The sequence below is a fragment of the Halomonas sp. Cn5-12 genome (assembly GCF_021532545.1).
Lineage (GTDB): Bacteria > Pseudomonadota > Gammaproteobacteria > Pseudomonadales > Halomonadaceae > Vreelandella > Vreelandella aquamarina.
Genome location: NZ_JAKGAY010000002.1, coordinates 177,755 through 190,845, shown reverse-complemented (window position 1 = coordinate 190,845; position 13,091 = coordinate 177,755). Strand labels below are relative to the sequence as shown.

The window sequence follows — 13,091 nt, the reverse complement described above, 5'->3', positions numbered from 1 at the left end:
TAAACCAGCAAGTGGCCGTTTTTCGTTGGGTCTGGCGCTAGGTGACATATAGGTGACACCCGTCTGAAATTTCGGCTTTTCTAAGCTCTCCAGAACAAGAGAAGGGCCGTGACGAACGCAGCCCTTCAGTGTGACGATAACCCCCAACGGGGAGTATCCTCATTGTTCCATCCCTGCATCATCCCCGCTTAGCTCCGTGTAGTCGCTCTCATAGGTTTCACCGGGATAGGTGCCATCGTCATGCTGTAAGCCAAGGCGCCTAGCCCTACCAATCATATTCCGCTCGACTTCAGCAGCATGCTCTAACGCAGCCTCAATGTTCTTTCGCATGGCTTCATGGTCAATGGGAGTAATAGTGGGCTTCTCTTCGATCTCCACCTTGTCTTTCCACAATTCAGGCTGCCGGTTCTTCAGCCACAAGCGAGCGGCCTGGGTGTCCGGTGGGTAGTGGCGATGAAGCCCGGTTAACGTGACCTCGCCTTGGTAGTTGGAGACGTGGGTCTCTGGCAGTACCACCCCGACAGCTCTCTTGTAGAGTGCTTCAGCTACCTCGGCATCTGCCAGCGCTGCCCCTCGCCTTATGGACTCTAAAAATTCCGGGTATTCATTACACCAGTTGTAGATTGTGGCCTCGCTCACCTCGAAGAATTCCGCCACCTGACTGCGCGTCATGCCCAGCAGCATCAAGCGGTAAGCCTGCTCTGCATACTCAGGCTGGTATTCACTGGGTCGGCCTCGGTCGTTGGTTACGGGCGTAACCTCTTGCGTAACCTGGGGCGTAACCGTAACCCCGTGCGTAACCTCCTCCTCTGTGTTGCTGGCAGGGTCTGTAGGCTGTGCCCGCTTTTGCCATTCATCCGCTTTGGCACGCCTGCTAACAGCCACCCGCGATACAGGTAGCGATAGCTCTCGAACCAACCAGGCGAAGCCCTCGCGGGAATCCGCCTCCCACAGCTTACGGGCTTTCTGCCACTGCCTCGTGGTCATCTTCGCTGCCATATCATCACCTGCGCTAAGCGTGTCTGTGTCTTTTAGAAGCCGTTTTGAGGCTGCGCCCCTTGCCAGCCTTGACCATCCCATGCCGTCAGCGTCGCAAACGTCACGGGTATCTGCATTTGTACAAAGCGACCGAGTTTGTCGGAAGGCGAGTTAAGCGGTAGACCAATGCTCTCGATAACCAGCGGGGCAAAAACACGTTGCTTGTAGCGAACGGCCAACAGTGCGGGGACTTCAGACGGCAACGCAGCTTCAACCAAAGACTTTGCCGTTCTGTTTTCAGATCCCGCCCAATCTAGTGCTGCCGTGAGTAGCGTTCCCTCAGGTGCTAAGTAGCGAGGTAACGCCCAATCCATTAAAAGGTTGATGGCTTCCTCTACTTCTGTCTGAGGGTCACGCCAGGCGCGAAGCATGATCGTCACGTTCAACTTGATAGGTGCCATTCCGGTGAACACCTGTGTCGAATTCAGCTTGGTAATGCCCGTACGCCCACGCGCATGCTCAACGGCGGCGGTCGTTTTATCAGCGAAGCTACCCGGCGTGGCCTTGTCGAACTTCTCCCGCTCTTCGCTGGATAGCATCCCCCTCACGGTTTCAATAATTGGCTGAATCGTCCCAGATTGGAGCATTGCGCTAAGACTGGGTGAAAGTGAATCTGAGCCCGAGTTTTCAAACGGCGATCGCCAGTCGAATGTTGCTTCTAGGTTGGCATCATCCACGAACAAGCACTGAAGGATGCTGCCGTTCTCGTAAAGCGGGTCGCCGTTAGGGCCCACCTCGTAGATGCTAGCGATTAGGTGCTTATTGATGCCGTCCCAGTGGGGGCCAATGCCCCCACCTGGTGCGGCAGCGGTAACCCGCATATCAGAAAGCCGCGTTGCCATATCAATCTTCTCCCTCAGCGCATTTATGAACCGCTTGAAGTAATAGGCGTGCGTTCTGAAGTCGCATCATGGCAGCCTTTAAAGCGTTTTCATCGTTACCGTATAACCGCTTATCGGCCTGAAAGCGCTGCACTGCCGGGAAGGTTTCTAGCACGTTCAGCAATTCCTTGGTTTGCTCTTCAAGGGTGGCGTGGATCTCTGCCGGAGCGGGTGTCACGTTGCTTATGCTCATGCGGTCAACTCCCCGGGCGTTTTGGCTTGCTCCATCATCTGTAAGCGATGGACATAGCTACCCAAGCGCCATTGGATATTCTCACCAGTGGTAGGTAACGCTTCGAGTTTCGCTGATAGCTCATTGACAGCTGACTTTTCTGGTTTCGCTCGACCGGCTGCCTCTTCAGGCGTTAAACCCGCGTCGATAAGGCGTTCAATCGCCACATGGCGCTCACGGTCTAATTGTTTAATGCGCTGCTCAATACCCAGCTTCTCATCCGTAAGGCGACGCTTCTGGTTGTGAAGTGCAACGGTGGTGCTTTGAAGCACATTATCGAGCGTTTCCCTTTGGCTCAGCAGACGACCATCCTCTTTCCCCACTGCCTCTTTAAGCTTCTCAGCGTCTTCGACTTTGGCTCTCAGGTCTAAAAGCAGATTGGTGACGGATCCGTCATGTTCATCCAGCAAAAGAGAGATTCGCGCTTTTCGCGGCGCCTTCGCCATGTCGGCAGCGAGCTTATCAAGTCGTGCCAGTAGACTCTGGCCTTCGGCCGCCAAGCGCGGATCTGCCAGGGTATCAAGTTGAACAGCGGCGGTTTTAAGGCTTGTGGTGGTGTTTTCAGTCATGGGTAGTTCTCCGATTAGTGGTGTTTGATGAGTTGCTGAAGCTGCCCTTTGGCAGCGGTGATTGATTGCTGGGCTTGTCTCGCCCAAATACGGCGCAATACGCATAGCTGGTTGTGGGCAGCACGATCGCCGGTGATAACGCGGCGGCTAAGCGCATCTTCCAGCCGCTGGCGCTCCTGTGGCGTGAGAGGCGCGTTATTTTTTGGCATTGCGCATCCCCGTCAGGAGCTCTTCGGCACGCTCAACGCCCATTTCAGCTACCATCCGCTCAAATGCGGCGTCACCATCGGCGGTGTTCATCTTCGCTAGCACTTCCAGTTTCTTACTGCCGTTGGCGAGTTTGTCCGGCTTAGTCTTCGTCGCTCGGCTCTTTTTGCGCAGCGATGCCCGGGAACGGTCAAACTCCCTATCACCCGTCACAGCGCGCCCACCGGTAGGCCGTGCCGCCTGCTTGTCAGCCATGCGATCGGCGTCTTTCTGAAGCTGGCGTATGTGGCCACTGCCATCGCCGCTCTTACGGCCTTTCTCGATAGCGCGCGCCAAGAACATTTGCACGGCGTTGCCTGCCTCGATCTCCGACATCACGCGCAGTACGTGCTTGCAGGCCACGCCCACCAGGTTGGGGTTTCGAATCTTGGGAAAGCCGTCTTCACGCGGACCTGCGTTAAAGTTGCCTACGGTGGCTAAGTAGCGGTACCAGTAGCGGTGACGTCCACAGTCGCAGTTGAACCGGATGCCTTTCTTGCGAAGCTGCCAAGCCGCTCGCTGGGCCGTGTCTTCGCCTGCAATAACCTGCTCGGGGTAGCCGGTAAACTCCACCATGACGTGGTGACGGCTTACATCGCTATCAGGCCCTGCGTTGGTCATGAAACGCACTTCCAGGGCAGTTACCTTGCCGCCTGCCTTCAGCGCACGAGCGCCAGCGGGTATGACCGTGGTGATTTGAGAGCGAGCGCGCTTCCGGTCTTCAGACAGGGACATATCGACCACTTGGCGTGCCGTAATGCCCCCTTCAAAGCGGCGGCCTAGCTCGCGGGCCTTTTGGCGAAGCTGTGCCAGATCATCTGACGTCATGGGGCGAAGTTCGCCACCCAACATGGTCATCATCAAGCCGCCAGCATTGACCGGTACGTTGCCCGATCGCATTTGCTCGGGGCTTAGAATGTTCTCAGCTTTGGCGCGCTCGCTAAGCTGTTCGCTCTGAACCTTGCGCGCCTCAGCCGCGGCGCCCTTCAGGTTAGCGGCGTTGTTGGCTGGCGCTGGCCTACGTGCGCCAGCCATTAGCCTTCGTCCGCGTTAGGTTCTTCGTCTGATGCATCCATGCATTGGAGGAGGATGCATTCACGAAGGGAGGAAATGGCCAGGTCAATACCCGCTAGTCCGAGAATGGCGCGGCCCTGGGTAAGCTGCTCACCTGCGGCCACCTCGAGCAGCTCACTGGCTAGGGCTTCGAGGATGCCTTCAACGTCATTGAGCAGCGTTATTTGCTCTGACTGCTCGGAAGTATCGCTATCGTTCTGGTAGTTATGAGTAGTTTTAGGCATGAGTACTGGCTCCTTGGGCGACTGGCTTAGCACCTGGCGCACTGGTGGCATCCTCTAAGGCGCTTTCGAGCCATGCAGTAAGGTCGCTGAGGCGGTAACGGACAGTCGTATCTAACTGGACGTGCTTTGGAGCTGGACGGCCAAGCATTCGCCCACTGCTACGGGCATTCGCTAGCAGTGATGGAGAAACACTTAAAATATCAGCCGCCTCACAAGGTCGGATTAGTACAAGACTCGGATCCAGATCATATGCAGCATTGATAATGGCTTCACGCCTCTCTTTGCGGGCTTTTGACTCATTGGTGGCTTTCATTGGCGCTTCCTCTGTTTGAACGCACTGACCACAATGAGGCATATGAAACAGTCAATTTGGGCATTTTTCCGGTTACAACAAAGCGAATGCCTGATACGCAAAACCCCGCACCATGGCGGGGTTATAAGCAAGAAAGAGGCGCTAGAAGTGAGGCTCGGGGGGAGGGCAAGCTATCTTCAAGTCTTCCAGAGTTTCGGCGGCCTCAGCGATTACCTGACGACTCACGTAGACGCTGGCGCGTTTCCCAAGAATCCCCACCGCTTCATCGAGCTCTGTAATGGTCAATGCCAAGCGCGCACCGCCTCGCATGTCTTCCCATTGGGTATTGAGCTCTGCCACCCTTTCCAGGGCAGCTTGTGCCGCTTTGGCAGCGGCATCGACGTTAGCAGCCATCTCCCGAAACTCAGCAAGATGGATGTCACGTTGAGCGATCTCGGCGATGTAATGCATTCGGTCTCGCGCCGCGGACTTATTGCACAAGCAGGCGAGCTCTCTCCATGTTGGTCCCGGCTCGTCGGGCTCGCTTTCCTCAGTCAGCCCAAGCAAGAAGTCACCTTTCACGCCGCAGACCCGGGCGATGCAGTTTGTTATCCACCCCGGCACGCCATCATCTACATCAATACCAAGCTCCAGACACTTCATCCACTGAACGGAAATGCCGATCAAGTTGGCTAACTCCGTTCTGGAAAAGCCGGCAAGGCTTCGGGCATCCTGAATCTTCTTTCCGAGTTGCTTGTTAATTTTTGTCAACTCTTGCCGGTTCGGTGGTTGCATACAGGCACCTTCAAATATGGAATTAGACGATTGGCGGTAGATCGTCATCAAGCAAGGCGTTCACCAGCCCTTGCAGGCGGACAAGGCGTACACGCACCAGGGCGGCCAGTGTGCCCGTTGGTAGCCGCTGGTCGATGGTTTCCAGCGTGGCCGCGCAGCCCATTAAGGTTTCGTGATCGTGGTCTGACCCCAGCGCTATCCACACCATGTAGGCGCTGTGTGCAACGTCCGGGGCGATACCGTGAAGGTTGGCCGCCAAGCGGCGGGCTTCGATGATGGCTTCATCTAGCATGGCGGCCGCCTCCCTCAATTCATTGTGGCGCTTGTCGGCGTAGGCTTGGGCGGATGGTTTACCGGGCATACTCACCCTCTCGCTTTAGTCGAGTGATAACCAAATTGGCAGCGTTGCGACCTGCATTATCTTTACGGTGTGGCTTCGGCTCTAAGCTTGCTGCCATCTGCCAGGTTTCAACGTAACGCTCGGCTATACGTTGCTGAATACGTGGATGAAGGCGTAGTAGCCCCATGGCAACATGGCGGCGATCTTCCGGCGCTAGGGGGCATTGTGTAGCGATCCACGTTAACCAATCGGGAGCTTCCTCGCTGTAGGTAAAACCTTCTGTGGCTGGCGCAACTTTTACCCCCTGATAATCCTCTGAAAGTTGCGCTGTTTTTGGGCCTTCGGTTGCGGCTTGGTTGCGTTGCTGGTTGCGCTCTTTTCTCTGCAAGTACCTGTTCGCAAGAGTTTTTAAATCGACGGTTGCGCTATCGGTTGCGCCATCACCTGAAAAAGTTGCGCTTCCTTTCTGCGAAAGTTGCGCGTTGCGTTGCCTAGGGGGCGCAACCCGCAACTTTGGATCAGTGGGCATCATGGCTTAGGCTCCCGCTTAGGCTTGGTGTATAACCCTTCGCGCTCGGCACGTTTCGCGTGTCGGTTGACGTTGGACTTGTTAATCTCCAGTTCTCGCGCAACTTCGACTTGGGTGAGCCCTTCGTTAAGCAGAGAAACGACACGCTGATACGTGCTGTCCTGTAGGGATTGATAGGCCCAAGAAATGCGTCCGCCTGGTGCGCTTACTAACTCTATTTCACGGCTCTTAGCATCATCGCCGTAGAAACCACGATTCTTTTCAAAATGAAGCTCGAATTTAGCCCCCTGGGCGTCTTCCTCGCCTTTGGGATAGCGTAGGGCTATGACCGTATCAAGTACGTCCTCTCGTCGGCTGGTGCCACGTTGCTGGCCTCCCTTGCCACTGTGGTGAACGAAAAGCACAGTTTTGCCCTGGGCGCGCATGCGCAGTGCCCACTCTTGAACCCCTAGCCATGACTCACCTTCGTTTTCTTTACCGCTGCGGCATAGTGTGGCGATGTTGTCCACCACGATCAGCTTGGCGGGATCGGTGAAAGGCTCAATCGCAAGTTGCCCCTCTAGGCTGGCCAAGTCAGGCATACCGCGTTCCTGTAGGTCAGGCGTAAGGATTTGTAGGTTATCAGGTGGGGCTTGGTAGGGAGCGCTGTTCACAATGCTTACAAAGCGCTCCTGAAGCGCTACAGCGGGCATCTCTCCATCGATATAAAGCACTGGGATGGGCTCAGGTGCTTCCCATCCAAGAAAATCGCCTCCTGAAGCACTAGCGTAGGCTACGCCCATTGCGAACCACGTCTTGCCCAGCCCGCGTGGTGCGTAGACCATCGCCAAGCCGCTTGACGGCAGCCATGGGGATAGCAGCATTGTGCGCTCTGGTAAATCCATGCCAATTAGGCCGGGTAAGCTAACGGCGTTCAGGCGCATTTCGTTGACTGTTTCCTGCACGGCTGCGGCCACTTTTCGAAGGTTGGGAGCTGCTGTCATAGCGCCAGCCCTCCCCCTAGCCGTGATAGGTCGTTAAAGTCTGTAACGCCCTCGTGAGTCTCAGGCCACACACAGCGCGCCCCAATGGCTGAAGCGGCTTCCTTGCCCTTGGTCACGCCAGGATTGCCAGCGGTGCCATGGTCGTTATCAGCGCATACGATAATGGGGTGCATGGGGTAGCGATCGCGTAGACTTTTCGCCACCGGCAGCAGGTTGCCCGCATTCATGGCAGCAGCTACCGCGTAGCCTGTCGCTTCGTGAAGGGTGGCAGCGGTTGCCCAGCCTTCAGCTATCAGCAATGGTTGGTGCTGCACAATATTCCCTATTGGGGAATAGCAGCCTTTCACCTTGCCACCTGTCTGGAAGTATTTGGACCCATCCGGTGCGATGGTCTGCCAATTCACTAGGCGATGCCCATCGGTAAGCGGGACCACCAGCAGGCCGCGCATCTGGCGTAGGTTGTGGGGTTTTACTCCCTTGGTGGCTAGGTAGGCATGGGTAGGGCTTGCAGGCACCAGCAGCGGCCATTCACAGCGCGTCTGGTCGGCTGTCTTAGCGTGTTGCTGGCGCTGCTCTTCCTCGCGTTTCTCCCGTGCCCGCTGGTAGGCTAAACGGGCCTCAGCGGCGGCTGTGGGGTCAATCTCGCCGCCAATGCCGATAGTGTGCTGCTCTCCGGTATGCCAGAAGCCATAAACGCCCACTTCCAGCGAAGGGCACACATACCAGCCGTTACGGTTGCCTTTAGGCTTGTCGGCACTATCAAAACGGTGCAGGGCACCATCTGCGCGGATTGCCAGCCCGGTAACGCCATAAGCGGCTAAGGCATCGACTAGCGCCTGCTCAATGCTGCTATACTGGTTTTGCGTTGGCAGGACGCTTGCACGGGCCTCGGCTCCTCTATTGAGGGCCGGGGCTTGTTGCTTTGTGGCTGTCATCACTCACCCCCGGCCACCAGGCTGCCCAAGGCATGGGCACGCTTGGTCATCTCTATCGCGATCAGGTCGCTTGCATCCAGCAGGCCGCCTAAGAACTCAGGCTCACTGATTCGGATAAAGTGATTGAGCGTGGCTTGGGCGCTTGCGGCCATCTCCATAAAATCGGCGCTTAATTCGCACTCAATGATGGCTGACTCAGCGGCTTCATTAACGCTTACGACGGCTGGCGAGCTCATTTCACCGGCCAATTCACCCTCATGATAAATCCGCTTCGACGCGCCAGCACTGGGCAGTTCGACGCTACCGTTTTGCTCAATCTGGTCAGCCATGGCGCGCAACTGCGCTACCAGCTCGAGGCTGTCTTCAGCATGCAGAGTAATATCGGTGGTGATCATTGTTTGCCCCCTTCCTGCTCAATCGAACCGCCTAGCTCACTTACATCGTCAGCACCTTCCCGGGTGATTTCATGCCCAAGTTTGGCTAGGCGTGCCGCCGTCTTGTGTTCGCCGCTTTCAAGCATCTTTGCGATGGCGTCAAACAGCGCGCTAGCGTGCTCAAAGCGAATCTCTGCAATCTCGACGTCGAGCATAATGTGCTGAATGGCTGCCTTATCCATGGGATACCTCCGATTGCATCTGGCTAGCTGCAAGGGCTTCTTCAAACAGGTGCGCGTAGTGAGTAAGTGCACTAGGCATTATTTCGTGGCCACGCTCTTCTGCATCAGCAGCTTCTTGCCGCATCGTGCGAAGTAGGCCAGTGAGCTTGGTACCGGGGTCGGGGACTGGCTGGGGCTTGTGTGCAGTGGTTTGAAAGAGGCAGGTGGTAAGTTGCTCTAACGTATCGAGGTGGTGCTGGGTACCATACAAAACAGCCGCCAAGACGTGGGGCGCAACCTGCTTATCACCTTCAGCGGCATCGTTAAGCGCGATCTCCACCAGCGCGACGGTGTTACGCAGAATATTAAGATGCTGACTGGCTTCGTTGTAGGCTTGAAAGTCGCTCATGAGCGCACCTCCTGTTCTTGCGAGGCGCGATCGATGGCATCCAGGGCGCCGTAACCGCGATTGGCAAGTTCATCAATGGCGGATAGCAGGCAGCCAATATGACTATCATCGAATATCGATTTTTCGCCTTCGCTGGCCTTGCGGATCAGGTCTTCCTGGATGATGTGGGTAAGACCGCTAATGGTGCCGAACAGATCGTCTAGCTTTTCGAGTTGGGGCTGAACGCGACTCATGCCACACCCCCAGCGCTGCACTTGGCGGCTTCCTGGGCGCGGGCTTCTAGCTGTTGAGCTTTTTCAATATGGGAGTTGTAACGCTTTAGGCGGGTACGGGTGCTGGAATCAGCGAACAAGGCGGCTTTCGCCATTGCACGATGGGCAGCGGCGCGGCCTTTAAGGCTGCGGGTAATCAGGCTGGATAGGCGGATTGATGCCGTCATTGGTGACACTCCTAGAGTTGAGGAGTCGCCACGATCCTTCCTACGGGATTGGGTGGCGACTGTACGCAGGGTAGGAAACCGGCACTCTAGGAAACCGGCCAAGCCGAAGCTTGCCCACGCACAGCCGCCATGACGTTCAGCGGGCACAAAAAAAGCGCCTGCTGATATGGGGGCGCTGTTGCGCCTAGAGATAAACGGGTTCCTACGCCCGGCTGACGATTTTGCGCCAGCACATGAAGCATAGCCGGGGTTGGTAGCAGAGGTCAACATTAGGCCACCTCCCGACGCTTTACGTTTTCCTCAGCGATACTGCCCACGGCGTCACCAGCGCGCAGCCATTCCAGCACATCAGCCAAGCGATAACGGATGCGGCGGCCACGGCGCACAAACTTGGGCGCTGGGCGACCAAGCAATAAGCCAGTGATACGGCTCTTGCGTGCCGTACCCGGCTGAGCAGGTATCAGGTGGGGGAATACAGCGCGTTCGGGTAGCTCGATCAATGCAGGGTCGAAACCTGCACGATAGCGCTCAAGGGCACCCTCTAGCAGGGTGGTAGGGGTTTGCGTTCTGTCAGTCATTGCAGCGTCTCTCTGTTCATAATGGACGCTGACAATGGTGAGCTGTGAATTAAGCCCAAAACAGATAGAACAGTTGGGTAGGTTTCGTGGAAAAAGGGTGGGTAGGTTATTTTAAAGCCCCGTTAATAGGGGCTTTTATAGGTGGGTAGGTTATTTTCCTACTGATGTCGCGCCACCACGCTTGTTCCAGTTTGCGATTATGGCAATCCGACTCCTCGCCTCCTTTGAAAGGCCGGGTTGATGGCGAACCAGCCACTCATCTAGCGCCGCCTTAACAGCCTTTCCGGCAGGAAGGTGGGGGCTAACAGATCGCCAGGCATCTAGCGCTATGGCTAGCTCTTCAGGCATAGCGCTATCGGCTTCGTGTTGAATGTTTGCGTCTATGGCCCGAAGTATCTTCTTGATGCGCTTCGTCATCATGGGGAAGTCTAGCTCAGTGTGGTTATCCGCCCATTTCAGCCATTGAAGGTATGGCTTTTCGTGTTTCTCAATACCCTCTTCCTGCATCAGCCTAAAAACCACTTCCAGAGCGTCTACCTGCCATGGGTGCAGCCTCTCAAGGGTGTTTATAAAGCTGCTTGGCTGGATATTGGCCAGAAGATATAAAGCGTCTTGTGCTCGTATTGATGGACGGGCCAGCCAGAACAAGTCATCGGATGGTTGGTTGTGGCTTTCGCACTGACTTTTTCTGGCAAGGTTCATGAAGTCGGAATTCATGCGCTACTCCTAACGCACTCCAAGTAGATTGGCTGGCTAACACGGTGGAGTTATCCGCGCTTTCAGGTGATCGGCCCTAGCCAGCCAAAGCGGGCGGCATGTGCCGCGTTAATCTTCTAGCGTGAGCTGGCGAATATGAATGCCCATGGCGGTGGCCAGCTTCTTCAAGGTGGTATGGCGAGGCTTGGCGCTGGCGCTTTCCCACTGTGCTACCTGCGCCTGGGAGACGCTCAGGCGGCGCGCAAGCTCAGCCTGGGTGATATCAAGGTACTCGCGCCAGCAGCGTGTTAGCGGCACGTCATCGACCAGGTGGCGGCTTACGATCTCATGCGGCAGCGTCAGCGCGTCAACCTCTCCAGCACGCTCCACCAGGGCAGTAAACTGCTCTAATGGCAGCACGGCATAGCGGCGGCCTGCCTGCTCGCTAATTTGGTAATCAATAAGTGCGTTCATCGCGTTTTTTCACCTCCTCGATAGAGACCACTTGAAGGCCCGTTTCCACATCGAACAGCACACGATAGCGGCCTACACGTAGGCGGTATTGGTACTGGTGGCGGGTGAGGGGCTTGATGTCGTGGGTCTCTTTACACTCTGGCCAAGTGGTTAGGCTGCCCACCCGTTCAATGACCATGGCGCGGTCAGACGCATGTAGCTTCTTGGCTTGTTTGGCCGCTTTAAGCGTCCATTGCACTTGATAGGTCATAAGGTTTTATAAGTTTAGGCGTTGGTTGAGACAACGGCAAGCGTTGCGTTGGGCTCATTGCTTTCGCTTGTCAGTGAGTCGCCACCCGGCACCTGCTGGGCGAACGCTTCTACGATGTCGCGCGTATGGTCAGGGCGAAGGTGGGCGTAGTGCTGAATCGTCGTCTGTATGTCGCTATGGGCCATCAGTTTGGATACCGCCAGCAAGTCAGCACCGGCCATTACCAACTGGGACGCGAAGTTATGCCGAAGGGTATAAAGCACCAGGTCGCTGGGTAATTCGGCAAACTTGCGCACTTTGGCCCATGGCTTTTGCATTACGGTTCTGTCAAAGCGTTTACCGGTTTCCGGGTTAGGAAACACAAGCCCTGTCTTGGGCTTTCCCTGCTGTTCGTGCCAAGTATTCAAAACGGCTGTGGCCGCGCTGGAAAGCGGGAAGGTTTGTGGCTCTGGGTGATGGTGCGCAGTTTTCTCGATGGTCTTACGGATCGTCTTGAACGTTAGGTTCACGTGCTCCCAACGTAGGCCCGTAATGTCACCAGGCCGAAAGCCCGTGTAATACATGGTGAGCACCCACGGCTTCACATGATCGACGTAATCAAGGCTATCCAGATCGGGCAAGTAGGGCTTCCCATGGGCGCGGCTGCTGCGTCGCTGTTCGCGCCTCCCCTCTTGGTAAGCGTCTAGGCCAGCAAACAGGGCTTCCACCTCTTGCGGCTCAAGATAGCGTCGCTGTGAGGCTTGCTCGGTCATTTCCTCATCAGTGAGCGCGGGACGCTGCAAGCTGATACGCGCAAGCGGGTTAACGGGAATTACACCGCGTTTAGCGGCGTGTGATAGCACCGAGCAAAGCGCACCAAATGAGCGTTCGAGAGTGCTGAAAGCAAGCGGTTTATCGGCGCTTTCCTGCTTAGCCTGCCAGCGCTCCACGTCTGCTTGAGTCAGATCCCCCATTGGTTTATCTAACCAGTCAGCAAAACCCTTTTCTATGCGCCGCAGCGTACCAGCACCGTCTTTACGACGACCCTGGTAAGCGGCATAAGGGCCAGAGAGATACGCGCGTAACGTTAACTGTTCTTGGCGCTGGCTTTCGGCCTTGGCCGCTTCGATAACAGCGCGGGGGTCTCCCCCTTGCGCAACAATGGCGAGGGCTTCGGTAGCATCCCGGCGGGCCTGGGCAAGTGTTAACGCGCCATAGGTGCCCAGCGTCATCATTCGGCGCTTGCCCGTCTTGGTGCGGTAGTAAAGGCGAAAGGTTAAGCCGCGCATGCTTGAGCGCACATGGAAGCCAGCAAGCTCGGTATCCCACACATCGGCGGATGGCTGTTCTCGCGCCAGCTTTTCGACGCTCTTGGAGGTCAGCTTTATGCGGGTTTCAGTGCCTGCCATGATGCGCCTCATTTTCTAGGTGACAGATAGGTGACACTTAGAGGATATATCTAGGCACATCAAGGAACAAGGAAGAACCTAAACAACAAAAGCAAGTGGTTGTATGTAAAGGATATATTTATTC

Annotated in this window: 23 protein-coding genes; all 23 read right to left on the bottom strand. The window is 56.0% G+C overall.

The genetic code is table 11. The features are described 5' to 3' along the window. Window positions 1–159: 159 nt before the first annotated feature. The 23 genes from L1249_RS02360 to L1249_RS02250 all read right to left on the bottom strand — a co-directional run bounded on the left by L1249_RS02360 (window position 160) and on the right by L1249_RS02250 (window position 12,967). Entirely contained in the window at window positions 160–999 is an 840-nt protein-coding gene (locus L1249_RS02360) for a helix-turn-helix domain-containing protein (RefSeq protein ID WP_170968083.1), read from the bottom strand. Window positions 1,000–1,031: 32 nt separating this feature from the next. Continuing rightward, entirely contained in the window at window positions 1,032–1,880 is an 849-nt protein-coding gene (locus L1249_RS02355) for a hypothetical protein (protein ID WP_058578187.1), read from the bottom strand. Window position 1,881: 1 nt separating this feature from the next. Further along, window positions 1,882–2,112 carry a hypothetical protein gene (locus tag L1249_RS02350; protein WP_058578188.1) on the bottom strand — a complete coding sequence of 77 codons (231 nt, stop codon included), beginning with the start codon at window positions 2,110–2,112 and terminating at the stop codon, window positions 1,882–1,884. Next, window positions 2,109–2,720 (bottom strand): hypothetical protein, encoded by a 612-nt coding sequence (locus L1249_RS02345; protein WP_058578189.1) that lies wholly within the window; start codon window positions 2,718–2,720, stop codon window positions 2,109–2,111. The genes L1249_RS02350 and L1249_RS02345 overlap by 4 nt, the downstream gene beginning before the upstream one ends. A 14-nt stretch (window positions 2,721–2,734) precedes the next feature. Further along, window positions 2,735–2,929, bottom strand: coding sequence for a hypothetical protein (locus L1249_RS02340; RefSeq protein ID WP_058578190.1), 195 nt, complete (start codon window positions 2,927–2,929; stop codon window positions 2,735–2,737). Then, entirely contained in the window at window positions 2,916–4,001 is a 1,086-nt protein-coding gene (locus tag L1249_RS02335; protein ID WP_058578191.1) for a hypothetical protein, read from the bottom strand. The genes L1249_RS02340 and L1249_RS02335 overlap by 14 nt, the downstream gene beginning before the upstream one ends. After that, window positions 4,001–4,264 carry a hypothetical protein gene (locus L1249_RS02330; protein ID WP_058578192.1) on the bottom strand — a complete coding sequence of 88 codons (264 nt, stop codon included), beginning with the start codon at window positions 4,262–4,264 and terminating at the stop codon, window positions 4,001–4,003. The genes L1249_RS02335 and L1249_RS02330 overlap by 1 nt, the downstream gene beginning before the upstream one ends. After that, a complete protein-coding gene (locus L1249_RS02325) occupies window positions 4,257–4,577 on the bottom strand; it encodes a helix-turn-helix transcriptional regulator (protein ID WP_058578193.1) in 321 nt (106 codons plus the stop codon). Before L1249_RS02325 ends, L1249_RS02330 begins: the two co-directional genes overlap by 8 nt. Window positions 4,578–4,718: 141 nt before the next feature. Then, a complete protein-coding gene (locus L1249_RS02320) occupies window positions 4,719–5,351 on the bottom strand; it encodes a helix-turn-helix domain-containing protein (RefSeq protein ID WP_137092839.1) in 633 nt (210 codons plus the stop codon). Between the two features lie 22 nt (window positions 5,352–5,373). Next, window positions 5,374–5,712, bottom strand: coding sequence for a hypothetical protein (locus L1249_RS02315; protein WP_137092837.1), 339 nt, complete (start codon window positions 5,710–5,712; stop codon window positions 5,374–5,376). Beyond that, complete coding sequence (locus L1249_RS02310; RefSeq protein WP_058578196.1) at window positions 5,702–6,223, bottom strand: hypothetical protein; 522 nt, start codon at window positions 6,221–6,223, stop codon at window positions 5,702–5,704. Before L1249_RS02310 ends, L1249_RS02315 begins: the two co-directional genes overlap by 11 nt. Continuing rightward, window positions 6,220–7,203, bottom strand: a complete 984-nt coding sequence (locus tag L1249_RS02305; protein ID WP_197931367.1) for an AAA family ATPase — start codon at window positions 7,201–7,203, stop codon at window positions 6,220–6,222. Before L1249_RS02305 ends, L1249_RS02310 begins: the two co-directional genes overlap by 4 nt. Then, a complete protein-coding gene (locus L1249_RS02300) occupies window positions 7,200–8,138 on the bottom strand; it encodes a toprim domain-containing protein (RefSeq protein ID WP_058578197.1) in 939 nt (312 codons plus the stop codon). The genes L1249_RS02305 and L1249_RS02300 overlap by 4 nt, the downstream gene beginning before the upstream one ends. Next, window positions 8,138–8,533 carry a hypothetical protein gene (locus L1249_RS02295; RefSeq protein ID WP_058578198.1) on the bottom strand — a complete coding sequence of 132 codons (396 nt, stop codon included), beginning with the start codon at window positions 8,531–8,533 and terminating at the stop codon, window positions 8,138–8,140. The genes L1249_RS02300 and L1249_RS02295 overlap by 1 nt, the downstream gene beginning before the upstream one ends. Then, entirely contained in the window at window positions 8,530–8,754 is a 225-nt protein-coding gene (locus L1249_RS02290) for a hypothetical protein (protein WP_058578199.1), read from the bottom strand. The genes L1249_RS02295 and L1249_RS02290 overlap by 4 nt, the downstream gene beginning before the upstream one ends. Next, a complete protein-coding gene (locus L1249_RS02285) occupies window positions 8,747–9,142 on the bottom strand; it encodes a hypothetical protein (RefSeq protein WP_058578200.1) in 396 nt (131 codons plus the stop codon). Before L1249_RS02285 ends, L1249_RS02290 begins: the two co-directional genes overlap by 8 nt. Further along, window positions 9,139–9,375 (bottom strand): hypothetical protein, encoded by a 237-nt coding sequence (locus tag L1249_RS02280; protein ID WP_058578201.1) that lies wholly within the window; start codon window positions 9,373–9,375, stop codon window positions 9,139–9,141. The genes L1249_RS02285 and L1249_RS02280 overlap by 4 nt, the downstream gene beginning before the upstream one ends. Then, window positions 9,372–9,581, bottom strand: a complete 210-nt coding sequence (locus L1249_RS02275) for a hypothetical protein (RefSeq protein ID WP_058578202.1) — start codon at window positions 9,579–9,581, stop codon at window positions 9,372–9,374. Before L1249_RS02275 ends, L1249_RS02280 begins: the two co-directional genes overlap by 4 nt. Window positions 9,582–9,850: 269 nt before the next feature. Beyond that, window positions 9,851–10,159 (bottom strand): hypothetical protein, encoded by a 309-nt coding sequence (locus tag L1249_RS02270; protein WP_058578203.1) that lies wholly within the window; start codon window positions 10,157–10,159, stop codon window positions 9,851–9,853. A gap of 150 nt (window positions 10,160–10,309) precedes the next feature. After that, entirely contained in the window at window positions 10,310–10,876 is a 567-nt protein-coding gene (locus L1249_RS02265; protein WP_058578204.1) for a hypothetical protein, read from the bottom strand. A 108-nt stretch (window positions 10,877–10,984) separates the two neighbouring features. Beyond that, window positions 10,985–11,329 carry a helix-turn-helix domain-containing protein gene (locus L1249_RS02260; RefSeq protein WP_058578205.1) on the bottom strand — a complete coding sequence of 115 codons (345 nt, stop codon included), beginning with the start codon at window positions 11,327–11,329 and terminating at the stop codon, window positions 10,985–10,987. Continuing rightward, the gene (locus L1249_RS02255) at window positions 11,313–11,579 is read right to left on the bottom strand and encodes a type II toxin-antitoxin system RelE family toxin (RefSeq protein WP_058578206.1); all 267 of its coding nucleotides are present in this window, start codon (window positions 11,577–11,579) and stop codon (window positions 11,313–11,315) included. The genes L1249_RS02260 and L1249_RS02255 overlap by 17 nt, the downstream gene beginning before the upstream one ends. Window positions 11,580–11,593: 14 nt before the next feature. Then, window positions 11,594–12,967, bottom strand: coding sequence for a site-specific integrase (locus L1249_RS02250; RefSeq protein WP_058578207.1), 1,374 nt, complete (start codon window positions 12,965–12,967; stop codon window positions 11,594–11,596). Window positions 12,968–13,091: the final 124 nt, after the last annotated feature.

What these genes read in the sequence shown, in the direction of transcription:
- L1249_RS02315 (WP_137092837.1), bottom strand. Translation starts at nt 5,712, where the DNA reads ATGCCCGGTAAACCATCCGCCCAAGCCTACGCCGACAAGCGCCACAAT.
- L1249_RS02295 (WP_058578198.1), bottom strand. Translation starts at nt 8,533, where the DNA reads ATGATCACCACCGATATTACTCTGCATGCTGAAGACAGCCTCGAGCTG.
- L1249_RS02280 (WP_058578201.1), bottom strand. Translation starts at nt 9,375, where the DNA reads ATGAGTCGCGTTCAGCCCCAACTCGAAAAGCTAGACGATCTGTTCGGC.
- L1249_RS02250 (WP_058578207.1), bottom strand. Translation starts at nt 12,967, where the DNA reads ATGGCAGGCACTGAAACCCGCATAAAGCTGACCTCCAAGAGCGTCGAA.
- L1249_RS02325 (WP_058578193.1), bottom strand. Translation starts at nt 4,577, where the DNA reads ATGAAAGCCACCAATGAGTCAAAAGCCCGCAAAGAGAGGCGTGAAGCC.
- L1249_RS02340 (WP_058578190.1), bottom strand. Translation starts at nt 2,929, where the DNA reads ATGCCAAAAAATAACGCGCCTCTCACGCCACAGGAGCGCCAGCGGCTG.
- L1249_RS02305 (WP_197931367.1), bottom strand. Translation starts at nt 7,203, where the DNA reads ATGACAGCAGCTCCCAACCTTCGAAAAGTGGCCGCAGCCGTGCAGGAA.
- L1249_RS02265 (WP_058578204.1), bottom strand. Translation starts at nt 10,876, where the DNA reads ATGAATTCCGACTTCATGAACCTTGCCAGAAAAAGTCAGTGCGAAAGC.
- L1249_RS02255 (WP_058578206.1), bottom strand. Translation starts at nt 11,579, where the DNA reads ATGACCTATCAAGTGCAATGGACGCTTAAAGCGGCCAAACAAGCCAAG.
- L1249_RS02345 (WP_058578189.1), bottom strand. Translation starts at nt 2,720, where the DNA reads ATGACTGAAAACACCACCACAAGCCTTAAAACCGCCGCTGTTCAACTT.
- L1249_RS02270 (WP_058578203.1), bottom strand. Translation starts at nt 10,159, where the DNA reads ATGACTGACAGAACGCAAACCCCTACCACCCTGCTAGAGGGTGCCCTT.
- L1249_RS02355 (WP_058578187.1), bottom strand. Translation starts at nt 1,880, where the DNA reads ATGGCAACGCGGCTTTCTGATATGCGGGTTACCGCTGCCGCACCAGGT.
- L1249_RS02285 (WP_058578200.1), bottom strand. Translation starts at nt 9,142, where the DNA reads ATGAGCGACTTTCAAGCCTACAACGAAGCCAGTCAGCATCTTAATATT.
- L1249_RS02310 (WP_058578196.1), bottom strand. Translation starts at nt 6,223, where the DNA reads ATGATGCCCACTGATCCAAAGTTGCGGGTTGCGCCCCCTAGGCAACGC.
- L1249_RS02350 (WP_058578188.1), bottom strand. Translation starts at nt 2,112, where the DNA reads ATGAGCATAAGCAACGTGACACCCGCTCCGGCAGAGATCCACGCCACC.
- L1249_RS02360 (WP_170968083.1), bottom strand. Translation starts at nt 999, where the DNA reads ATGGCAGCGAAGATGACCACGAGGCAGTGGCAGAAAGCCCGTAAGCTG.
- L1249_RS02320 (WP_137092839.1), bottom strand. Translation starts at nt 5,351, where the DNA reads ATGCAACCACCGAACCGGCAAGAGTTGACAAAAATTAACAAGCAACTC.
- L1249_RS02290 (WP_058578199.1), bottom strand. Translation starts at nt 8,754, where the DNA reads ATGGATAAGGCAGCCATTCAGCACATTATGCTCGACGTCGAGATTGCA.
- L1249_RS02300 (WP_058578197.1), bottom strand. Translation starts at nt 8,138, where the DNA reads ATGACAGCCACAAAGCAACAAGCCCCGGCCCTCAATAGAGGAGCCGAG.
- L1249_RS02330 (WP_058578192.1), bottom strand. Translation starts at nt 4,264, where the DNA reads ATGCCTAAAACTACTCATAACTACCAGAACGATAGCGATACTTCCGAG.
- L1249_RS02335 (WP_058578191.1), bottom strand. Translation starts at nt 4,001, where the DNA reads ATGGCTGGCGCACGTAGGCCAGCGCCAGCCAACAACGCCGCTAACCTG.
- L1249_RS02260 (WP_058578205.1), bottom strand. Translation starts at nt 11,329, where the DNA reads ATGAACGCACTTATTGATTACCAAATTAGCGAGCAGGCAGGCCGCCGC.
- L1249_RS02275 (WP_058578202.1), bottom strand. Translation starts at nt 9,581, where the DNA reads ATGACGGCATCAATCCGCCTATCCAGCCTGATTACCCGCAGCCTTAAA.